This window comes from Streptomyces sp. GbtcB7 (assembly GCF_019091445.1).
Classification (GTDB): Bacteria; Actinomycetota; Actinomycetes; order Streptomycetales; family Streptomycetaceae; genus Streptomyces; species Streptomyces mirabilis.
Genome location: NZ_JAGXJM010000836.1, coordinates 1 through 205, shown reverse-complemented (window position 1 = coordinate 205; position 205 = coordinate 1). Strand labels below are relative to the sequence as shown.

At 70.7% G+C, this 205-nt stretch carries 1 protein-coding gene; it reads left to right on the top strand.

What is annotated here, in order from left to right:
• Positions 1–205 (top strand): hypothetical protein (locus KVT44_RS61470; protein ID WP_217577293.1); only part of this gene is annotated, 205 nt, incomplete at both ends.

Sequence of the window (205 nt, the reverse complement as noted above, 5' to 3'; positions counted from 1 at the left end):
CGCTCGGGCAGGGTGTCGCCAACGCGGTGGGCATGGCGATGGCCGCCCGCTACGAGCGCGGTCTGTTCGACCCGGACACGGCGCAGGGCGAGTCCCCCTTCGACCACTTCATCTACGCGATCGCCGGCGACGGCTGCCTCCAGGAGGGCATCTCGCACGAGGCGTCCTCCCTGGCCGGTCACCAGAAGCTCGGCAACCTCGTCCT